We start from the raw sequence: 14916 nt of genomic DNA, 5'->3' as shown, positions 1-14916 counted from the left end.
CAGAAGGGCCATTGGATGACGGAAGCGACTGAACCGCAGGCGGCTGGCACGCCCAAAGATGTGCGGCCGATAAAGCTTGCCTGCCGCAATGTCTGGAAATTGTTCGGATCGAACGCGGCCAGCTTCATCCGCGAGCGTGACGGCAAGGCCAGCATGGCCGATGTCGCTGCCGCAGGACTGGTCGGCGCGGTGCGCGCCGTCGATCTCGAAATACGCCAGGGCGAGATTTTCATCATCATGGGGCTATCCGGCTCCGGCAAGTCGACGCTGGTGCGCTGCATGTCGCGGCTGGTCGAGCCGACCCACGGCAAGGTCGAATTCGAAGGCAACGACCTGCTCAAGATTTCCGATGCGGCGCTGATCGAACTGCGGCGTCATCGCATGGGTATGGTGTTCCAGAATTTTGCGCTGCTGCCGCATCTTAACGTGCTCGACAACATTGCCTTTCCCCTGAGCATCCAGGGCCAGGACCGACCGACGCGCGAAACGAGAGCGCGGGAGGTGATCGATCTCGTGGGCTTACGCGGCCGCGAGCATTTCTATCCGCGCGAACTCTCCGGCGGCCAGCAGCAGCGCGTCGGCATTGCCCGCAGCCTCGCGACCAAGCCGGAGATCTGGTTCCTCGACGAGCCGTTCTCGGCGCTCGACCCGCTGATCCGCCGCGAGATGCAGGACGAACTGATGCGGCTGCAGACCATGCTGCACAAGACCATCGTCTTCATCACCCATGATTTCGACGAGGCGATAAGGCTTGCCGACCGCATCGCCATCATGAAGGATGGAGAGGTCATCCAGACCGGCACGCCGGAACAGCTGGTTGTCAACCCGGCGACCGACTATGTCGCCGAATTCACCCGCGATGTCGACCGCGCCAAGGTGATTTCGGCGCGCAGCCTGATGCGTGCCTGCGATGGCGCCGAGCACGGCGGCACGGTTTTGCCCGACGCCAGGATCGCCAGCTTCTCGGCCAGCATTGTCGCGTCGGGTAAGCCCTTCGCCGTGGTCAACGGCACCGGCAGGCCGATCGGCGAGGTGACGCCGCAATCGGTGATCGAGTTGCTGGCCGGTATCGAGCATACGAGAGCCGGCGCATGACGGTGACGGCAAGCGCCAGCCAAACGAGGCCACCGGTTCAGCGCTGGCTGCTGGTCTGGGCGCTCGCGCTGGCCGCCGTGCTGGTGGTATTCCTGCTGCAGGAGAGGCTGCCATGGGCGGTCGACTATCCGGCCGATGCGGTCGTTCCCGTCGCCGACTGGGTCAGTGCGCTGATGCGCTGGATCAAGTCGAACTTGTCCTGGCTGACCCGCTCGATCACCGCGGTGCTCGGCGTTCCCCTCGATTTCGCGCTCGACCTGCTGGCCAAGAATTTCAAGATTGGTCACGGTGCCGATGCCTATGTCCTGCCGCGCCTGTCCTGGATCGGCGTCTGCGTAGCCGCCTTCATCGCCGGGCACGCCGTGGGCGGTAGAAAACTCGGCATGCTGGTCGGCGGCTGCTTCCTCTACACCGCGCTGTTCGGCCAATGGACCAGCGCCATGCTGACACTGGCACTGATTTCCATCGCGGTGCCGTTCTGCATCGTCACCGGCCTGTTCGCCGGCATCTGGGCGTGGCGCAAGCCATGGGCCGAGCGGCTGATCATCTCCCCTGCCCTCGATTTGATGCAGACCATCCCGACCTTCGCCTATCTCATCCCGATGCTGCTCCTGTTCGGCAACAGCCCGGTCTCGGCGATGATCGCCACCGCCATCTTCGCCACGCCGCCCATGGTGCGAGCAACGATGCTGGGTCTGTCGCGGGTGCCCTCCGAGATCGACGATTTCTCAGAGATGGCCGGCTGCACGGCGCGGCAGAAATTGTGGCGCGTGCTGCTGCCGTCGGCGCGGCCGACACTGATGATCGGCGTCAACCAGGTGATCATGCTGGCGCTGAACATGGTGATCATCGCCTCGATGATCGGCGCCGGCGGCCTCGGCTATGATGTGCTGCTGGCGCTGCGTGCGCTGAAGGTCGGCGAAGCGATGGAAGCCGGGCTCGCCATTGTGGCGCTCGCAATCGCGCTCGACCGGCTGAGCCAGGCGATCGCGCATAAGCAGGCAAAAGGCCACGTTCAACGGCAGGCGAACCAGAGCGTTTGGCGGCGCTATCCCAATCTGTCGCTGGCCATCGCCATCCTGGTCGTGACGACGCTGCTCGGCCTGTTCGTACCGGCCTTCGCGGCGGTGCCGAAGGCGATCACCTTCACCACTGCGCCACTGTGGAAGGCGGCGGTGAGCTGGGTGACGATCAACTTCTTCGACGTGATCGAAGCGTTTCGCGTGGCGCTCATCCTCAATGTACTGAACCCGCTGCGCGCCTTCTGCGAAGGCTTTCCGTGGCTCGGCGCGGTGGCCCTGCTCGGCCTCGCCGGCTATCAGCTCAGTGGCCTGCGTTTGGCCGCCCTTGTCGCGGCGCTGACCGCCTTCTGCGCCGTCACCGGCCTTTGGGAAAAGACTATGGCCACAGTCTATCTCTGCGGCATCTCGGCCTTCATCGCCTGCCTGATCGGCATTCCGATCGGTCTCGCGGCCGCCCGCAGCGACCGCTTCGAAAAGATCGTCACGCCCATCATCGACACGCTGCAGGTGCTGCCGTCCTTCTGCTTCATCATTCCCGTGGTGATGCTGTTCCGGGTCGGCGACGTCACCGCCATGATCGCAACGGTCGCGTTCGCCGTGGTGCCAGCGATCCGCTACACCAATCACGGCATCCGGCAAGTGCCGCCGGCGCTGATCGAGGCGGCGAAGGTTTCCGGCTGCACGCCGCGCCAGACCTTCTTTCGCGTGCAATTGCCGCTGGCGCTTCCCGAAATCATGCTGGGCGTCAACCAGACGATCCTGATGGCGCTGGCGATGATCATCATCTGCGCCATGGTCGGCACACGCGACCTCGGCCAGGAAGTCTTCATCGCGCTGTCCAAGGCCGATTCCGGACGCGGCATTGTCGCGGGTCTCGCCATCGCTTTCATCGGCATCGTCGCAGACCGGCTGTTCAATGCCTGGACGGCGAAGGCGCGGGCAAGACTAGGATAATTGTTGAATGTCCAATCCCGGCGAACCGCCTTTTGCCGTACTCGTCTTCGACATGGCCAAGACCGGCGAGCCGGACGGGGAGCACGTAGTTTCGGGGTTTGAGACGCTGGAGGCGGCGACGTCCTACGCCATTGCGCGGGTTCGCGCCTCGGTGGAGGAGTTGCGCAAGCCCGGCATCGCCACTGCTGAGCTTCGCCAGCTCTGGCACCTCTATGGCGAAGACTGTTCGGTGCTGAACGCCGGAGTGCGCGGCAGCGATCTACTCGACGATTTCATTGCGACGCCGTCGATGCCGGCCGAATGCAACTGGCAAGTTCTCGCGCCAAGGCTGCGCCGCTTCCGCGCCTCGCTGCTGATTTCCAACGGCAACAACGAATCCGTCTGGGCGGGCGGCTTCTTTCGCTCGACCTACAGGCTGACGCGAGACGGCCTCCTCGAGCGCTTTGGCGACGACGCCATTGCCGCCTTCAAGGCCAAGGGGATCGAGCCGGCGGAGCCGACGAAGCTCATGGTCGCCAATTACTTCGAGCTTCCCGACCCGCCCTACCCGCCGCCAGGCGTGACGCTGCGATCCTGGAAGGTCGAGGTCGGTTTTGTCTGCCATGACGTGAAGTTCGGCGGCGACGCCGCCGGAATCTTCGCCTGGCCGCAAGAGCCCACCGACTGGGCGCTCAGAACCATGCAGTTCCTGCTGATGGCCGACATGATGGCCATGCGCGGCGATGGCCCCGACTGGGCCAACGACTGCGAGATACTAACCGCCAAGGTGACCGAGACGGAGGCGCCTCCCGACTATCCGCTGGATTGAAGTGATGATCATCACCTGCCCCGTGGCCGGCACACGCGATCTCGGCCAGGAAGTGTTGGTCGCACTGTCCAAAGTCGCGGCATTGTCGCGGGCTGGCAACAACCTGCCATCGACATCATCGCGGTCGGTCTTCGACCCCTGAGCCGCGAAAGCTCAAGCACGGCTCGGATAGACGGTTTCGCCTCTTCTGGAGTTCGCCTCTTCTGGAAATGGCAGGCCGCGCTCCAGCTCTTGACTTTGACGCATTTTCGCGCGGAAAGCTGCTTCATCCTCGACCAGCCTGAGCTTGCTGCCGAATGCCCGATCAGCGCAAACCGCCTTTTACTGTCGTCGTCTTCGACATGGCCAAAACCAGCGAGCATGTGGTTTCGGGGTTTGAGACGTTGGATGCGGCTACGTCCTACGCGATTGCTCGGGTTCGCGCCTCGGTGGAAGAGCTGCGCAAGCCTGGCATCGCAGCAGCCGAGCTCCGGCGGCACTGGCATATCCATGGTGAGGATTGCACGGTGCTGAACGCCAATGTGCGCGGCAGCGATCTGCTTAACGATTTCATCGCGACGCCGGGGACACCGGCCGAATGCGACTGGCGGGCGCTGGCGCCACGACTGCGCCGTTTCTACGCCGCTGTGAACGTCTTCAACAACGATGGCAAATCTATCCGGGTCAGCGGCTTTTTCCGCGCGACCTACCGGTTATGGCACGCTGGCCTGCTCGCACGATTTGGCGACGACGCCATCGCCTCCTTCAAAGCCAAAGGCATCACGCCGGCAGTGCCGACGAGAGTCTCGGTCGACCATCACTTCGAGCAGCCCGATCCGCCGCGCCCGCCGCTCAGCGATATCAGGCCGTTGCTGTCGTGGAAGGTCGAGATCGATTTCGGATGCACCGATGTGAGGTTCGGCGCCAAAACCGACGGCGTCTTCGCCTGGCCCGAGGAGCCGACCGGCCGGGCACTCAACGACATGACACATCTGCTGATGGCTGACAGGCTGTCTATGTACGGCACCGGCCCGGAGGGTGCCTATTATAGCGAATTGGTGTGGGTCAAGGTGACGGAGACCGATGCGGCTCCCGACTACCCTCTGAATTGAAACTGGGCCGGTGCCGGCGCATTGTTTTGCATCACGCCGACCTATTCCGCCGCCACGCCCTTCACCTGGAGATAGCTTTCCATCGAGTCGTCCAGCGCCTGCAGCCAGGGCGTATGGTGCAATGGCGCCATGGTGCCGGTCATCAGCGAGCGGTAGGCGTGGTCGCGAAAGCTCATAATGTCTTCCGCCTTGTGGTGCTCCCATTCCATGAAGGTCTGGTTGACCGCCTCGACGTCGAAGCCGGGATAGTCGGTCTGGTCCATCAGTTCCTTGGTGTAGTCGCCCTGGAACCAGATCATCTGCTCGGCGTCTTCCAGTGTCTCTTCGCGTGCCCGCCACTTGGCGCCGTGCTCGGCCATCGCCTGTCCCGACGGCAGCTTGATGCGGCCCATGATGACGTCACGGGCGAACCAGGCCTGGGCGTCGAACATGTTGAAAGTGTAGAACTGGTCCTGCATGCCGATATAGGACAGTTTCGGGTTCTTCTCCCACACGACGCCCTCATAGAGCCCGTCCGGCCACATGCGGTTGGCGGTCTTCAGCTTCAGCTCTTCCGTGAGGAACGGGAAGGAATGCAGATAGCCGGTGCACAGGATGATGGCGTCGACATCTTTTGTGGTGCCGTCCTTGAAGTGCGCCGTCTTGCCGACGACCTTCTGCAGCAGCGGCACTTCCTTCCAGTTCTCCGGCCATTTGAACCCCATCGGCTTGGAGCGGTAGCTGGAGGTGATCGATCTGGCGCCGTATTTGTAGCATTGCGAGCCGATGTCCTCGGCAGAATAGGAGCGGCCGATGATCAGTATGTCCTTGCCCTTGAACTCCATGGCGTCGCGAAAATCATGGCTGTGCAGGATACGGCCGTTGAAGGTCGAAAAGCCTTCGAAATAGGGAACGTTGGGAACCGAGAAATGCCCGGAAGCGACGACGACATTGTCGAACTCTTCGGAGTAGGTGACGTCGTTGGTGCGGTCATGCGCGGTGACAGTGAATTTCCTGCTCTCGTCCGAGAAGGTGACCATGCGCACCGGGCTGTTGAAGCGCACCCATTTGCGCAGGCCTGATTTCTCGACGCGACCCTTGATGTAATCCCACAAAACGGCGCGCGGCGGGTAGGATCCGATCGGGCGGCCGAAATGCTCCTCGAACGTATAGTCGGCGAATTCCAGGCATTCCTTCGGTCCGTTCGACCAGAGGTAGCGGTACATCGAGCCGTGGACGGGGTCGCCATGCTCGTCGAGGCCGGTGCGCCAGGTGTAGTTCCACAGGCCGCCCCAGTCCGACTGCTTTTCGAAGCAGACGATTTCGGGGATCTCGGCGCCCTTGTCGGCAGCCGACTTGAAGGCCCTGAGCTGGGCCAGACCGGATGGCCCCGCTCCAATGACGGCAACGCGCGTTTTCATGGCAGGCCTCCCGGTGTCATTCGATTTTTGGAATTGCTCTTACGAAACAAATTTCACTCACAGGACAGTAATTGCCTCTTGGATGCTGTCAACAGGCCTTGTGGAGAAACCGCGTTTCGCCCCAGCGGATTTCCGGAAAAACGGATGACGGCGTAAATCCTGTTCGGACACCATTCGACTTAAGGGGCTTGCTGCGCGGTTGCGTTTCTGTATCGGCACCGAATATGTTCACCTGGAGTGAAATAATCATGGGGATTCGGAGGCGAGATGGCGAAGACAAGTTCCGATTCCAAGACTGCTTCGACAAGGGCAAAGCCACCGGCAAAGGCCTCCGTGGACGGAAAAACCATCCGCGCGCCGCTGACGCAGAATCCGCACGCCATTCGCGACACGCGCGAAAAAGTGCTGGAGGTGGCGATCGGGCGCGAGGTGCGCGCCTTCCGCAAGAAGCTCGGCATCACCGTCGCCGATCTCGCCGTCGCCACCGATATTTCGCTGGGCATGCTGTCGAAGATCGAGAACGGCATCACCTCGCCGTCGCTGACCACACTGCAGGCGCTGTCGAGGGCGCTCGGCGTTCCCGTCACCGCCTTCTTCCGCCGATTCGAGGAAGAGCGCAGCGCCGTCTTCGTCAAGGCCGGCGAAGGGCTAGATGTCGAACGCCGCGGCACCCGCGCCGGCCATCAATACAATCTGCTCGGCCATATCGGCTCCAACACCAGCGGCGTCGTCGTCGAGCCCTATCTGATTACGCTGACCGAGGATTCGGATGTGTTCCCGACCTTCCAGCATGAGGGCATGGAATTCCTCTATATGCTGGAGGGCGAGGTGGTGTACCGGCACGGCAGCAACCTCTATCCGATGAAGCCGGGCGACAGCCTGTTCTTCGACGCCGACGCGCCGCACGGGCCGGAGCAACTGACGAAACTTCCGATGCGGTATCTGTCGATTATTTGCTATCCGCAGAGCGCGGGGTAGTCGGACCGCCGCAGCCCGCTCACCCGGATTGCCCCGAGGGGAGAGGAGTCTGGCGTCAGCGCTGGCGATCTCTTCTCCGCTCGGGGAGAAGGTGGCCGCGCAGCGGCCGGATGAGGGGGCCTTTAGTCCGGCCCGAACCCCGGTGACGTCGCACTGCCATCATCCAGCTTCGACAGCCATTCCACCAATGTCGGCCGATACCGCGTCAGGCCCTTGTAGGTGGCCAGCTCTTCCGGCAAATCCCGGATCACCCGGTGCAGTCGCCTTGCCCATTTCGGCTGTGTCACCAGTTCGTCCATCTTGATCAGATAGCAGCGGATCGGGAAGACGATGCCGTTCGAGCGCGGCAGGCGCCAGAAGCTTTGCAGTTCGACGCGCAGATGCACCTTGTCGCCGACATTTTCGGGCGTCACCGTCGCGCGGTCCGGGCCCCATTTGTGGTAATTCTCCGGACTGGTGTCGAGGCGCGGGTTGATGGTCATCGTCCAGTTGAGACGCCGCGCCGGCTTGCCCTGCTGGATGTTGGTGAGGAACTTCAGCGCCCTGACGAAAATCCCCTTCTCATGCGCCAGCGGCACCGGCGCGTGCCATTCGAAGAAATTCATGCCGATGTCGAAATCGAGCGACCAGTCGGCCTGAGTGGTGACCATGCCGGCGTCCATCCAAAGATTGCCGTCGCGCTGATCGAGAATGCAGAAATCACCCTGGCTCTGGCGGGTGATGTACTCCATCGGCCCGTAAGGCAGTGTCGAGGTGTCGCCGAAGGTGAAGGTGTCGTCGATGCCGAGCGGCCGGTTGATCCAGCGCCAGCGGTCGCCGTCGCGGGTCAGGGTGAAATGCTCGGGATAGCCAAGTGCCTGTTGCTCCATCAAAAGTTCGAGCAGGTCCCAGCCGGCCAGCGTCATATGCGGCAGCGACTGGCAGCGCAGCGGATCGTCGGCCAGCACCAGTGCACGGTCCTGCATCTCGGCGACATAGTGCTCGTCGACGTCGATCAGGTTTTCCAGAACGCTGCCCTTGGGGCCAACCACATGCGGCTCGATGTTGACCGCATACATGTAGGCGTCTTCGTGGAACGGGAACGGAAACCGCCTGATGTGTTCCGGGCTGTTCCTGAAGGTGAAATCGTCGCGAAACGTTTCCTTGCGAAAGGTGATGCCCAAGCTGGCCTCCTATCTTTCCAGGACCAGCGACTTGCCTTCGAAGCGCGACACGCACGGCATGATCTTGCAGCCGGAACGATGGTCTTCCTCGCTGAGCCAGTGGTCGTTGTGGATGAACTTGCCGTCATACGAGACGACGTTGGTCTCGCACTGGCCGCAGACACCGCCGCGGCAGAGATAGGGCGGATCGACGCCGGCGGCCTCGATCGCTTCGAGCAGGCTCTGCTGCTCGCCGACGCGGATGGTCTTGCCGCTAACGGCAAGTGTGACGTCGAACGGCAGGCCGGGCTGGGGTGCCGCGAAATGCTCGTAGTGCACGGTCTCCGCCGGCCAGCCGAGAGCCGCAGCGCGCTCGCGCACCCAGTTGATCATGCCGGCCGGGCCGCAGACATAGAGATGGGTGCCGAGCGGCTGCGAGGACAAGAGACGGTCGAGTTCGATGCGCTCGTCGCGGTCGTCGTGATAGAGCCGGACGCGACGGCCATAGCGCTCCTGCAGCACATCGGCATAGGTGCCGAGCGAGGCGGTGCGGCAGGTGTAGTGCAGCTCGAAATTGCCGCCGGACCCGGCGAGCTGCGCGGTCTGCGCCATGAACGGCGTGATCCCGATGCCGCCGGCAAGCATCAGATGCTTCTTTGCCCTGAGGTCGAGCGAGAACAGATTGACGGGGTAGCTGACCACCATCTCCAGGCCAGGCTTGACGCTCCGGTGCATGAACAACGAGCCGCCGCGGCCGACATCGTCGCGGCGCACCGAGATGGTGTATTCGCGGGTGTCGAGCGGCGATCCCATCAGCGAATAGGGATTGAGCCTTGTGCGGTCGCCATCGCGCATCTCGACCACGACATGGGCGCCGCCGGAAAAGGTCGGCAAAAGCTCACCGTCACGGCGGCGGAAATGGAAGCGCGTCACCAGTTCGTTGACCGGGACGACGTCGCTGACGACGACATCGAGCTTGGTGGTGCCGGTGCTCATGGGAAGACCTCCTCTATGGGAGGGATCTCCGAGCGATCCTCGGCATTTATGCAGACGCCCTGGAATGCTGCCAGCCGTCGCGAATAATGATCGCGCACCAGAAGCAGCAGGCCGCAATGCGCGCAGGTGGCCGGCTGCGTCGTCACATTTTCGGTGATGCCTTTGCAATGCACGCACTGCATGCGCCGCGCCAATGAGCCGCGATGCTCGGTCTGCGTGGAGGTATGATCGATGCCGGCTTCGAGCGCCACCTGCATGGCCTGGCCGATCAGCCCTTCGGTGCCGGCGAGATAGAGGCGCAGGCCCATATGCGCGTTGGCAAGCGTCTGCTTCAGCCGGGGCAGCAGGCTGGCGAAGGTTGGCGCGACATGAAATTGCGCGGACTTCAGTGCCTCAAGAGCGGCAACGTGCTTGCCGTCGGCCCCGGGAATGAAGACGATTTCGGCGCCGTCGAAGAAGCCGGGGGGCGCCGTCCTTGCCATATCGACGATCGCCAGCGCGCCTTCCGCATCCGCCACGAAAAGATGATGCTTGCCGGGCTGCGGGGACAGGGTTCCGTAAATGGGCCGGCTGATGATCGTTTTGGCTGCCATTCTCTACTTCGTACCTCGAAACCCCTCGCTGTCGATTGTGCCTCAGCCTTTCGCCGTGCGCTTGGTCTTTTTGGGATCGTCGAAGGGCAGAGGCTGCGCCGTCGCCCTGATCGAACCGCTCTTGTTGCGGATCTCGAGCTTGGTGTCCTTGACCGCGCAGTCGACGTCGAGGCGGGCGATGCCCATCGATTTCTCGACCAGCGGCGAATACATGGCGCAGGTGACCACGCCCACCTTTTTGCCGTCGCGATAGACCGGCGCGCCCTCATCCGCGGGTTGCTTGCCGTCGAGCAGCACGCCGTAGATCTTGAAGCGCTCCTTGCCCTTGAGGCGGTAATGCTCTTCGGCGCCGCGAAAGCCGGTCTTGCCGGGGCTGACGGTGAAGTCGAGGCCGAGCTCCCACAGCGTGTCGCCGGGGCCTTCGTTCTCGAACGGATATTTCTGCGAGTTGTCATAGGGATAAAACAGCAAATAACTTTCGACGCGCAGCATATCGAGCGTGGTGAAGCGGCACGGAATGATGCCGGCGCTCTTGCCCTCGTCGAGGATCCTGTCCCAGATCGTGCCGGCGTCCTGGCCGCGGCAGAATATCTCGTAGCCGCGCTCGCCGGTATAGCCGGTGCGCGAGATCATGACGGGAAAGCCGAACAGCTGCGTCTGCATATGATGGAAATAGTTGAGGTCGCGAATGCCCGGCACATGCTTTGAGAGATAGTCGACCGCGGTCGGTCCCTGCAGCGACAGGTCGTGCAGATTGTCGTCGAAGCGCAGCGATACGTCGCGGCCGACGGAAGCGCGCTGCAATTCCTCATGGCCGGTGCCGGAGCCGTGCACCACCATCCAGGCGTTCGGCCCGGTGCGGTAGAGGATGCAGTCGTCGGTGAATTTTCCGGCCTCGTTCAGCATGCAGGCATAGGCCGACTTGCCGGGATAGATCTTCTCCACGTCGCGCGTCGTTGCCAGGTCGATGAGGTGTGAGGCGTGCGGCCCGGTGATGTGAACCTTCTTCAGGCCCGACACATCCATCAGCCCGGCCCTGGTGCGGATGGCGGTGTATTCCTCGTCGGCGTCCTTGTCGTAGGTCCAGGCGGTGCCCATGCCGCTCCAGTCTTCGAGCTTCGAGCCTAACGCGCGATGGCGATCCGCCAGGGTCGAAAATCTCCAGGATGCCGTCATCCGCAAATCCTCCGTTCGAAAATTCTATTGTGTTCCCGGCTCCCTGCGCGAGGCGGGAGCATTTGGTCGAATATTGATCGCAAACGTCCTGATGCCGCAATCCCCGGAAGCAAATAATTTCATTGTCAGGCAAAATTCGCGGCTGGGGACAAACGGTTAACCCAACGTAAAATCGGCTTGACAATTGCTGGATTCGGCCCGAATTTATGAAAAAAATTTCACTCTGTTGAAAGAGGGCAGCGGGCGGCCAATTCGGGGTCGGGCGCTGGAAAAGGGGAAACCGATGTCAGACCTGCAGCAGCGCATCGAAGCGCTGTACCGTTCCGACCTGCGCGGATCCGCGCTCCTGATCATCTGCCTTTGGGCGACGATCCTCTTCGTGCTTGTCATGACATGGCCCTACATCCCGGACACCGGGATCAAGATCGTCGTCGCTATCGCTGCCGCCGCCGTGCTGATCTTCAATACGGCCGCCATCCTGGCGATGGTCAATCACTACAAGGAAGACAAGGACTTCATCTACGGTCTCGACATCAAGAACGCCGACGCGGCCCGCAACCGCAAGTCCTGAAAACAGAACGTCCTGAGGGGTAGAAGTCATGTCGCGCTACACGCCGCCGGAACAAGGCAAGGCCGGGCAGATTTTCGATATCGTGGTCGTCGTGGTCGCCATTTTCGTGGCGCTGTGGCTGCCATTGAAACTCGGCCTGGCGGGTGCGGCGAAATCCATCGACGCGCTCGATGCCAAAACCTGGGAAGCGTTGGGACAGAACCCGACCATGGCCTCGATCTGGGAAAAGCTCGGCTATACGCCGGAGACCGCGCACGACATCATCCAGAACCGCTTCCACTACATCATCGACTGGCCGACGCTGATCATCATGGCGGCGGTGCTGATCGGCTATTTCGTCTTCCTGTTCCGCGCCTCCGACCGCGAATATCGCGACGTCATCAACGAAAAGTTCGACGACAAGTAACGCCAGAGATTTTGGGGAAGCACGCTCATGTGGGTCGCACTCTCTTACGCATCGTGGGGCATCTCGGTCGTGCTTGCGCTGTGGATGCTCTACGACTGGTTCAAGATCGACACGACCTATTCCGAGGAGGTGCTGACTTCCTCGCGCGAAGGCGAGCTTGAAGCCGCTTCCGAAAAACACCGGATCTGAGTGGGGATTGAACAATGACGATCACGCTTGAACCGGCAATACACGGCGACAGGGTTTCACTGCTACGCGTGCTCGGCCCGGCCCATGTCTGGGCGCTTGGCGTCGGCATCGTGCTGGTCGGCGAATTCACCGGCTGGAATTTCTCGGCCGACAAGGGCGGCGCACTGGCGGCGCTGATCGTCTGCTGGGTGGTCGGGCTCTTGTACACTTCGGTCGCCATGATCGACTCCGAGGTGACATCGACGGTTGCCGCCGCCGGCGGCCAATACGCGCAGGCCAAGCACATTGTCGGGCCGCTGATGGCCTTCAACGTCGCGCTGTTCCTGGTCTTTGCCTACACCATGCTGGAGGTTTCGGACGCCATCCTGCTCGGCGACACCATCGTCGCCAAGGCCGGCGTCGAAGGGCTCACCCACAACTCCTTCATTGCCGCCACCATCGTCGTGCTGGCATGGCTGAACTATCGCGGCGTGCTGATGACGCTCAACGTCAACTTCGTCATCACGGCGATAGCCTATGTCTCGATCGTTATCCTGTTCTTCTCGGTCAGCCCCTGGACGCAGGGTGCTGTGCTGAAGCTCAACGAACTGGTCACCCCCGGCAATGCGCTGCCCTATGGCTGGATCGGCGTCATCGCGGCCTTCCAGTTCGGCATCTGGTACTATCTCGGCATCGAAGGCACCACGCAGGCCGCCGAGGAAGTGCGCTCGCCGGCGCGTTCGCTGCCTTACGGCACCATGGCCGGCATGATCACGCTTTTGATCGCCGCCGCCATGACCTGGTATGTCTGCGCCTCGCTGATGCCCTGGGAGTACCTCGGTATCACCTATTATCCCTTGTGGGACGCCGGCAAGCTGACCGGCAGCCCGCTGCTGGAAAACCTGTTGTTCGTCGCCACGCTGCTCGCGGCACTGGCGTCGGCCAATGGCTGTATCAACGATGCGGCCCGCGCGTGGTTCTCGCTTGGACGCGACCGCTATCTGCCGACATGGTTCTCGGCCGTGCACCCGAAATACCGCACGCCCTATCGCTCGATCCTGTTCCTGTTGCCGATCGCGCTCGCCTTCGCCTTCATCGCCGACCTCAACCAGGCGATCACCTTCTCAATCCTGTCGGGCGTGCTGCAATACACCTTCATGAGCATAAACATCATGATGTTCCGCAAAAAGTGGCCGCTGGGCACGATCCGCCGCGGCTATACGCACCCGTTCCACCCGATCCCGGCGATCGTGCTGTTTTGCCTCTGCGTGGTGACCTTCTTTGCGATCTTCCTCGGCTACGGCACGCAGCTGATCGCCATGGTCGCCTTCTACTTCCTGATCTCGCTGTGGTTCCACTTCTACCGTTACCGCTATGTGCGCCGCGGCGACCAGTTCACCATGCCGTGGCCGAAGCCGCAGGGCTATTGACAGGAGAGGGCCTGCCGGTCTGGGCGGGCATGGCGTGACGAGGTGTCTGACGTGACGACAGCATTGCTGGCCGGGGCGGTCGCCGTGGCTCTCGTCCTGCACCTCGCCTGGCATACGCGCGCCAGCCGCAAAAAGGCCAAGGCTGATCTTGCAGCCGAGGCAGCCAGCATCCGGACCGTCATCACAGATGCCGTTGATGTCTCCGATGGCACAGCCGGCGTTGTCACCTGGGCCGGCACATGGAACGGACAGCGCGTGCAGCTGCGCACCATCGTCGACACGCTGGCAACGCGAAAGCTGCCGGCGCGATGGTTGAGTGTCACGATCACAGAGCCGGTTGCGGTGCCGGCGACCTTCGACATGATGATGCGGCCGGGCTCGCCGACGACCTTCTCCAATTTCGATCATCTTCAGCATACGCTGCCGAAGGCTCCGGGATTTCCGGCTGAAGCCGTGCTGCGAACCGACCTCAGGGCGGCGCGCTTTCCGCAGAACCTGATCGCCAGCCATCTCGACATCTTTGCCGAAGGCCGCGCCAAGGAACTCTTGATCACCCCGAACGGCGTGCGCATCGTCTGGCTGCTGGCCGAGGCCGAGCGGGCGCGCTACGGCGTGTTCCGGCAGGCCGCATTCGGCGGCGCAAGGCTGGATCCAACGCTGGTCGAGAGACTGCTGACCTCGGCCTCAGTGCTGCGCGATGCCATCAACCGACAGGAAAGGCAGGTCGCATGAGCGCACCCGCACCGACAAACCCGTATCTGGTGCTCGGCGCTGCCATCGTCTTACCGGCCAGCGGCCACGTCATTCTGGGCGTGCCCGTGCGCGGCCTGCAGTTCCTGTTCTTCATGGTGATCCTCGCCTGGGTGACGGCCAAGATCGCGCCGGCCGATGCCAGCTTCGTCGGCCGCCACGCCGGCGGCTTCCTGATCTATGCGCTGTCGATCCTCGATGCCTACAGAATAGCCCGCATCCGCACCGCCACATGGATTCACAGCGCCCGCGACGGCGGCGATAGTTCACAAGGCCGCATCGAGCCGGATACGTAACTACAGGAATATTTTTTTCATACGATTGAATTCGCACGAC

At 62.3% G+C, this 14916-nt stretch carries 17 protein-coding genes; 12 read left to right on the top strand and 5 right to left on the bottom strand.

Going from position 1 to position 14916, the window contains the following annotated elements:
• Positions 1–15 precede the first annotated feature (15 nt).
• The 5 genes from X757_RS150560 to X757_RS1000000165740 all read left to right on the top strand — a co-directional run bounded on the left by X757_RS150560 (position 16) and on the right by X757_RS1000000165740 (position 4970).
• Entirely contained in the window at positions 16–1095 is a 1080-nt protein-coding gene (locus tag X757_RS150560) for a glycine betaine/L-proline ABC transporter ATP-binding protein (protein ID WP_023726367.1), read from the top strand.
• Complete coding sequence (locus tag X757_RS150565; RefSeq protein ID WP_023726366.1) at positions 1092–3071, top strand: proline/glycine betaine ABC transporter permease; 1980 nt, start codon at positions 1092–1094, stop codon at positions 3069–3071. The genes X757_RS150560 and X757_RS150565 overlap by 4 nt, the downstream gene beginning before the upstream one ends.
• Before the next feature lie 7 nt (positions 3072–3078).
• Entirely contained in the window at positions 3079–3879 is an 801-nt protein-coding gene (locus X757_RS1000000165745; protein ID WP_023726365.1) for a hypothetical protein, read from the top strand.
• A gap of 4 nt (positions 3880–3883) precedes the next feature.
• Positions 3884–4021 carry a hypothetical protein gene (locus tag X757_RS1000000167955; protein ID WP_023726364.1) on the top strand — a complete coding sequence of 46 codons (138 nt, stop codon included), beginning with the start codon at positions 3884–3886 and terminating at the stop codon, positions 4019–4021.
• A gap of 154 nt (positions 4022–4175) precedes the next feature.
• Positions 4176–4970 carry a hypothetical protein gene (locus X757_RS1000000165740; protein WP_023726363.1) on the top strand — a complete coding sequence of 265 codons (795 nt, stop codon included), beginning with the start codon at positions 4176–4178 and terminating at the stop codon, positions 4968–4970.
• A 41-nt stretch (positions 4971–5011) separates the two neighbouring features.
• Here X757_RS1000000165740 and X757_RS150570 read toward each other — a convergent pair whose 3' ends face one another.
• On the bottom strand, positions 5012–6370 hold the full coding sequence (locus X757_RS150570) for an NAD(P)-binding domain-containing protein (protein ID WP_023709929.1): 1359 nt from the start codon (positions 6368–6370) through the stop codon (positions 5012–5014).
• A gap of 267 nt (positions 6371–6637) precedes the next feature.
• On the opposite strand from X757_RS150570, the gene X757_RS150575 reads away from it, so the two are divergent.
• Positions 6638–7348 carry an XRE family transcriptional regulator gene (locus X757_RS150575; protein ID WP_023687066.1) on the top strand — a complete coding sequence of 237 codons (711 nt, stop codon included), beginning with the start codon at positions 6638–6640 and terminating at the stop codon, positions 7346–7348.
• A gap of 122 nt (positions 7349–7470) precedes the next feature.
• Here the strand turns inward: X757_RS150575 and X757_RS150580 are convergent, their stop codons facing one another.
• The 4 genes from X757_RS150580 to X757_RS150595 are packed head-to-tail and all read right to left on the bottom strand — an operon-like array spanning position 7471 to position 11255.
• Positions 7471–8511 (bottom strand): DUF3445 domain-containing protein, encoded by a 1041-nt coding sequence (locus X757_RS150580; RefSeq protein ID WP_023687065.1) that lies wholly within the window; start codon positions 8509–8511, stop codon positions 7471–7473.
• Between the two features lie 9 nt (positions 8512–8520).
• Positions 8521–9486, bottom strand: coding sequence for a PDR/VanB family oxidoreductase (locus tag X757_RS150585; protein WP_023687064.1), 966 nt, complete (start codon positions 9484–9486; stop codon positions 8521–8523).
• Positions 9483–10079 (bottom strand): dimethylamine monooxygenase subunit DmmA family protein, encoded by a 597-nt coding sequence (locus X757_RS150590; protein ID WP_023726362.1) that lies wholly within the window; start codon positions 10077–10079, stop codon positions 9483–9485. The genes X757_RS150585 and X757_RS150590 overlap by 4 nt, the downstream gene beginning before the upstream one ends.
• Before the next feature lie 42 nt (positions 10080–10121).
• On the bottom strand, positions 10122–11255 hold the full coding sequence (locus X757_RS150595) for an aminomethyltransferase family protein (RefSeq protein WP_023668543.1): 1134 nt from the start codon (positions 11253–11255) through the stop codon (positions 10122–10124).
• A gap of 283 nt (positions 11256–11538) precedes the next feature.
• Between X757_RS150595 and X757_RS150600 the strand changes: the two genes are divergently transcribed.
• Genes X757_RS150600 through X757_RS150625 form a run of 6 tightly spaced genes read left to right on the top strand, consistent with a single transcriptional unit; the run spans position 11539 to position 14876 of the window.
• Positions 11539–11826 (top strand): hypothetical protein, encoded by a 288-nt coding sequence (locus X757_RS150600; RefSeq protein ID WP_023668544.1) that lies wholly within the window; start codon positions 11539–11541, stop codon positions 11824–11826.
• A 28-nt stretch (positions 11827–11854) separates the two neighbouring features.
• Positions 11855–12232, top strand: coding sequence for a hypothetical protein (locus X757_RS150605; RefSeq protein ID WP_023668545.1), 378 nt, complete (start codon positions 11855–11857; stop codon positions 12230–12232).
• Between the two features lie 27 nt (positions 12233–12259).
• Positions 12260–12421, top strand: coding sequence for a hypothetical protein (locus X757_RS1000000166560; RefSeq protein ID WP_023668546.1), 162 nt, complete (start codon positions 12260–12262; stop codon positions 12419–12421).
• A 14-nt stretch (positions 12422–12435) separates the two neighbouring features.
• Complete coding sequence (locus X757_RS150615) at positions 12436–13830, top strand: APC family permease (protein ID WP_023668547.1); 1395 nt, start codon at positions 12436–12438, stop codon at positions 13828–13830.
• A 42-nt stretch (positions 13831–13872) separates the two neighbouring features.
• Positions 13873–14562: a hypothetical protein gene (locus X757_RS150620; protein WP_023704841.1), complete on the top strand. Its 690-nt coding sequence runs from the start codon at positions 13873–13875 to the stop codon at positions 14560–14562.
• A complete protein-coding gene (locus X757_RS150625) occupies positions 14559–14876 on the top strand; it encodes a hypothetical protein (protein WP_023668549.1) in 318 nt (105 codons plus the stop codon). The genes X757_RS150620 and X757_RS150625 overlap by 4 nt, the downstream gene beginning before the upstream one ends.
• Positions 14877–14916 lie beyond the last annotated feature (40 nt).

Origin of the sequence: Mesorhizobium sp. LSHC412B00 (assembly GCF_000503035.1) — a bacterium.
Taxonomy (GTDB): Bacteria; Pseudomonadota; Alphaproteobacteria; order Rhizobiales; family Rhizobiaceae; genus Mesorhizobium.
Note: the sequence above shows the minus strand (reverse complement) of the source record. Positions and strands in the feature narration are given on the sequence as shown.

Coding starts and splice junctions, on each gene's coding strand:
- X757_RS150560 (WP_023726367.1), top strand. CDS start 16: ATGACGGAAGCGACTGAACCGCAGGCGGCTGGCACGCCCAAAGATGTG.
- X757_RS150565 (WP_023726366.1), top strand. CDS start 1,092: ATGACGGTGACGGCAAGCGCCAGCCAAACGAGGCCACCGGTTCAGCGC.
- X757_RS1000000165745 (WP_023726365.1), top strand. CDS start 3,079: ATGTCCAATCCCGGCGAACCGCCTTTTGCCGTACTCGTCTTCGACATG.
- X757_RS1000000167955 (WP_023726364.1), top strand. CDS start 3,884: ATGATCATCACCTGCCCCGTGGCCGGCACACGCGATCTCGGCCAGGAA.
- X757_RS1000000165740 (WP_023726363.1), top strand. CDS start 4,176: ATGCCCGATCAGCGCAAACCGCCTTTTACTGTCGTCGTCTTCGACATG.
- X757_RS150570 (WP_023709929.1), bottom strand. CDS start 6,370: ATGAAAACGCGCGTTGCCGTCATTGGAGCGGGGCCATCCGGTCTGGCC.
- X757_RS150575 (WP_023687066.1), top strand. CDS start 6,638: ATGGCGAAGACAAGTTCCGATTCCAAGACTGCTTCGACAAGGGCAAAG.
- X757_RS150585 (WP_023687064.1), bottom strand. CDS start 9,486: ATGAGCACCGGCACCACCAAGCTCGATGTCGTCGTCAGCGACGTCGTC.
- X757_RS150590 (WP_023726362.1), bottom strand. CDS start 10,079: ATGGCAGCCAAAACGATCATCAGCCGGCCCATTTACGGAACCCTGTCC.
- X757_RS150595 (WP_023668543.1), bottom strand. CDS start 11,255: ATGACGGCATCCTGGAGATTTTCGACCCTGGCGGATCGCCATCGCGCG.
- X757_RS150600 (WP_023668544.1), top strand. CDS start 11,539: ATGTCAGACCTGCAGCAGCGCATCGAAGCGCTGTACCGTTCCGACCTG.
- X757_RS150605 (WP_023668545.1), top strand. CDS start 11,855: ATGTCGCGCTACACGCCGCCGGAACAAGGCAAGGCCGGGCAGATTTTC.
- X757_RS1000000166560 (WP_023668546.1), top strand. CDS start 12,260: ATGTGGGTCGCACTCTCTTACGCATCGTGGGGCATCTCGGTCGTGCTT.
- X757_RS150615 (WP_023668547.1), top strand. CDS start 12,436: ATGACGATCACGCTTGAACCGGCAATACACGGCGACAGGGTTTCACTG.
- X757_RS150625 (WP_023668549.1), top strand. CDS start 14,559: ATGAGCGCACCCGCACCGACAAACCCGTATCTGGTGCTCGGCGCTGCC.